Source organism: Kitasatospora sp. NPDC001175, assembly GCF_053598215.1.
In genome coordinates this window covers 1-4,204 of sequence record NZ_JBSFJU010000171.1, presented here as the reverse complement: position 1 = coordinate 4,204, position 4,204 = coordinate 1, and the positions used below count along the sequence as shown (strand labels likewise).

At 70.1% G+C, this 4,204-nt stretch carries 3 protein-coding genes and 1 pseudogene; 2 read left to right on the top strand and 2 right to left on the bottom strand.

All coding sequences use genetic code 11. The features are described 5' to 3' along the window. A partial coding sequence (locus ACWDAK_RS40740; protein ID WP_449806583.1) for a helix-turn-helix domain-containing protein occupies positions 1-329 on the bottom strand: 329 nt, incomplete at its 3' end. After that, on the bottom strand, positions 326-1,390 hold the full coding sequence (locus ACWDAK_RS40735; protein WP_427396303.1) for a tyrosine-type recombinase/integrase: 1,065 nt from the start codon (positions 1,388-1,390) through the stop codon (positions 326-328). The genes ACWDAK_RS40735 and ACWDAK_RS40740, both read right to left, overlap by 4 nt. Before the next feature lie 593 nt (positions 1,391-1,983). On the opposite strand from ACWDAK_RS40735, the gene ACWDAK_RS40730 reads away from it, so the two are divergent. Beyond that, a complete protein-coding gene (locus ACWDAK_RS40730; RefSeq protein WP_427396304.1) occupies positions 1,984-3,147 on the top strand; it encodes a beta-propeller fold lactonase family protein in 1,164 nt (387 codons plus the stop codon). 737 nt (positions 3,148-3,884) lie between these two features. Further along, a pseudogene (locus ACWDAK_RS40725) lies at positions 3,885-4,204 on the top strand (IS5/IS1182 family transposase); the annotation flags it as partial.

The window sequence follows — 4,204 nt, the reverse complement described above, 5'->3', positions numbered from 1 at the left end:
GCTCGCGTCCAGGAACACGTTCGCCGCGCCGTAGTTGCCCAGGCCCGCGCCGCCGAGGCCGCCGCCGCGACGACGGCACGCCCGGTCTCCTGCTGCCCGGGGCGGGAGACCTTCTCCGGCTCGGGGATCAGCAGGTCGGCGATCTCGCAGCCGAGCACGACGCAGATGACGTCCAGGTCCTCCAGCTTCAGGGAGACCGGCTGGCCGGACCACAGGCCGGACATCTTCCCGGCGGAGACGACCAGACCGTGCTCTGCCAGGCTCCGCTGCAGCTCGGATGCCTTCCAGATGCCCTTGTTGGCAGCGGTCAGCCGCAGGTTCCACTTCATCCCATCAGTCCTTCCAGCCGCTTCGCGGCCCGTTGCTGCCCGGCCGTCCAGGCGTCCTCGACCCTGGTCTGCTGGACGTGGACGTACCGCATCGTCGTGGCGATCCAGGAATGTCCCAGAACCTCCTGGATTGCGAGCAGGTCCAGGCCGCCCGCATAGAGCTCGGACGCGCAGAAGTGCCGCAGGACATGCGGCGTCAACTTCTCTGCCCAGTAGGGAAGATGAGCCTCGACGGCGACAGCCAGACCGTTCCGCAGGGCGTCGTCGCCCACCCGGCGCGACGATCCGTCGGCGTTCCTGCGCTCGGAGGGGAACAGCGGGGTGCCGGGGCGGGTGTGGTCCTCGTCGAACTGGCCCCAGACGTCCTCGATGAACCACCGCAGCGTCCGGTCCGCACCGCTGATCAGCGGCACCATCCGCTCGCGCGGCCCCGAGCCGCGGGCGCCCTTGCCGAGGCGGACGTGGAGCTTGCCGAACCGGCCCAGGTGCCACTTGATGTCGGTGAGGTCGAGCCCGCACGCCTCACTCACCCGCAGTCCGACCTGGGACATCAGCTTCGCGGCGGTGTAGTTCCTGGCGGTGGGGGCGAACTTGCGGCAGGTCGCCAGCTCGCCGCCCCAGCCGGTGAACAGCTGGCCGATCTCCGGAGCGGTCGGCGGGATCCGCAGCTGGGCATCCTTGGAGCCACGCGGGCGGTTCATCTCGTCGATCGGGCACTCGACGACCCGGCCGGTCATCCGGTGGATCTCGACCTTGTGCCGCAGCTCCAGGAACAGGAAGTACGTGCTCAGGGCCTGGGAGCGAGCCAGGTGGGTGCCGCTGGGCGAGCCCCGCAGCACCCGCCCGAAGTACGCGTCCGCGTCGGCCGGCTCCATGTCCCACAGCGGGCGGCCGAACCAGGTCCGCACCTGCTCCAGATGCCCGACGTCCCCGCGGATCGTCCCGTCCGTCAGCCCCGCCGACGCCCGGGCCAGCACGAAGCCGGCCAGCACGTCGGTCTCGAACCGCTCCAGCTCCTCCGCCGAGGCCGGATCCCGGTACTCGCGTAGGTCCCGCACCACCGCCAAGCGCCGCCAACTCGCGCCTCCTCGCCTTCGACCGGACCGAAGATCGGTCGCACGAGCTGAGAACGCTTCAGGAATCCCGAAGTTACGTCACAGCCCAGCGGAGCACTCGAAGGAGGAAGAAGCCCCTGGCCACGGCCTCGGTCACTCAGCGGGGCTCAAGAGAACTCGCGGGATGTCGCACACATGCGGGCCGGATCACGCGGATGGAAAGTGTCGAACCATCATATTCCTCGCAAATGTGTTTACTCTGACGGCACGGTGGCCTGTGGCCCATCGAGGTCCTGTCAGCGCGGTGGCGAAACCGCCCCGACCGGTAAGGGCGAAGACGCGCCGGTGATGAGACGCGAAAACACGCGACCCGGGCACGGCCCACGGCCGTGGGCCCAGGTGGTGGCCGTGGTGGGGCCGGCCCTGTCGGCCGCGTGCGCCGTCGTCGTGCGGGCCGTTCCGACCCCGGGGCCTGCGTCGCCACCCTTCCGGTTCTTCGAGCGAGAGGTACGGCGATGCTGAGTCCTGGGAAACGACGCCTGCCCGGCCCGGCACGGCACGATACGGGCCCGGGCCGGGCCCTGCGATGGAAGACCTGGGTGCGCGCTCTGATGGCGGGACTGATCGTGCTGGGGGCCGTGGCACTGCCGGTGACGGCGGCCGCCCCGGCCCACGCTGCGACGTCGGGGACCTTCGCGTACGTCGCCAACTTCACCACGAACAACGTGTCGGTGATCAACCTGTCCAGCAATACGGTCACCACCGCCATCCCCGTCGGCACCAACCCGTTCGCGGTGGCGGTCGCCCCGGACGGCACCACCGCCTACGTCACCAACAACGCCGCGGCCTCGAACAGCGTGTCGGTGATCAACACGACCACCAACACCGTCACCACCACCATCACCGTCGGCACCAACCCGGCCGGGGTGGCGGTCGCCCCGGACGGCACCACCGCCTACGTCACCAACTCCAACTCGCACAACGTGTCGGTGATCAACACGGCCACCAACACCGTCACCACCACCATCACCGTCGGCGCCGGCCCGTTCGGAGTGGCCTTCACCCCGGACGGCACCACCGCCTACGTCACCAACATCGTTGACAACACGGTGTCGGTGATCAACACGGCCACCGACACCGTCACCGCCACCATCGGCGTCGGCACCCAACCGGTCGCGGTGGCCGTCAGCCCCGGCGGCACCACCGCCTACGTCGTCAACCAGGGCTCCAACAACGTGTCCGTGATCAACACCGCCACCAACACCGTCACCGCCACCATCGGCGTCGGCACCACCCCGCAGACGGTGGCGGTCAGCCCCGACGGCGCCACCGCCTACATCTCCAACCTCAACTCGAACAGCGTGTCGGTGATCAACACGACCACCAACACCGTCACCACCACCATCCCCGTTGGCGTCCACCCCTTCGGGGTAGCGGTCAGCCCGGGCGGCACCCGCGCCTATGTCACCAACGAGTTCGACGGCACCGTGTCGGTGATCAACACCGCCACCGACACCGTCACCGCCACCGTCCCCGTCGGCCCCCGCCCCTTCGGGATGGCCACAGCCAGGGTCCCGGTCGTGGCCACGGCCAGCTGCCCGACCGGCCACGTGATCACCGGCGGCGGATACCAGCAAAGCGGCGGCGCCGTCCCACCCACCGAGGTCACCAGCCGGCCCGTCGGCAACACCTGGCAAATCCTCGCCGACAACCAGAGCACCAACTCCACCACCGTCACCCCCTACGCCGTCTGCGGACCCTGACACGCGTGCCCCCACAACCGGCGCCGCCGTGGCGGCCGCGGGGACACGGCCGGTGAGGCCGTAGCGCCACCAGACCGGTCCCATCGGCGGACCCCGCGACGCTCGGCAGGCGCCTTGCCGCTGCGGGCATCCCCGCTCTGCGCGGGCGCACCGCCGCCCTGCGGCAACTCGTCCTGCAGGCGCCCCCGTCCGTGGTCGCCGCGAAGCTCGGCTACCACACCGTCCACGCCGAAGCCCTCGCCGCCGAGGCCGACAGCACCTGGAAGAAGTACGCCCACGGCGACCACTGTCGGTGACATCGCGGGCCGCCAGGCTCATGAACTCAGATCAGTCGATCACAGACTCCTACCAGTACTGGACCCCGAGTACCACGCCCCGACGGACTGGGACCAGGCGTACGCGGTCGGCATCGTGCTGCGCCACGCCGCACACGGTGCCTCCGTGTGGTTGGACAAGGGCACAACCGTCCGCATCGCGTGGAACCCGTCGCCCGCAGGCGGCCGACCCGCGCCGGGCGGACCGTTCCTCTCCCTCGCCCCCGCTCGCTAACACCGTTGGCTGCGCTCGTCGGGCCGCAGCCGCTCGCGGCGCGACCGCAGCAGGTCGCCGAGCTCTCTGGCCCGGGCGGCCGTTTCCGACATGGGTTCCTGGTACTCCGATTGCTAGTAACAGCGAGCTGTGGTTACCACCTTAGACCGACCGGCAAATGGTGGGTGGGGCAGCCCAGGCGGGCCGGTCGGACCATCCGGCGCCGCGTCAAGCAGTGGGCTGAACTGGGGATATCCGAGAAGGTCCATGCCCTTGCACTCGAGGCCTACGACCGCATGATCGGCCTCGGGCTGAGCGAGATCTCGGTGGACGGCTGCATCACCAAGGTCCCGTCCGGTGGGGACAAGGCCGGGCGCTCCCCGGTGGACCGGGGCAAGCAGGGGCTGAAACGCTCCGTCGCGTCCGATGCCTGCGGTGTCCCGCTCGGGATCGTCTCCGACGGGGCCGACCGGCACGATTCACCCCTGCTCGGCCCCACTCTGGACCCGGCACAGGCACAGGTCGGCGC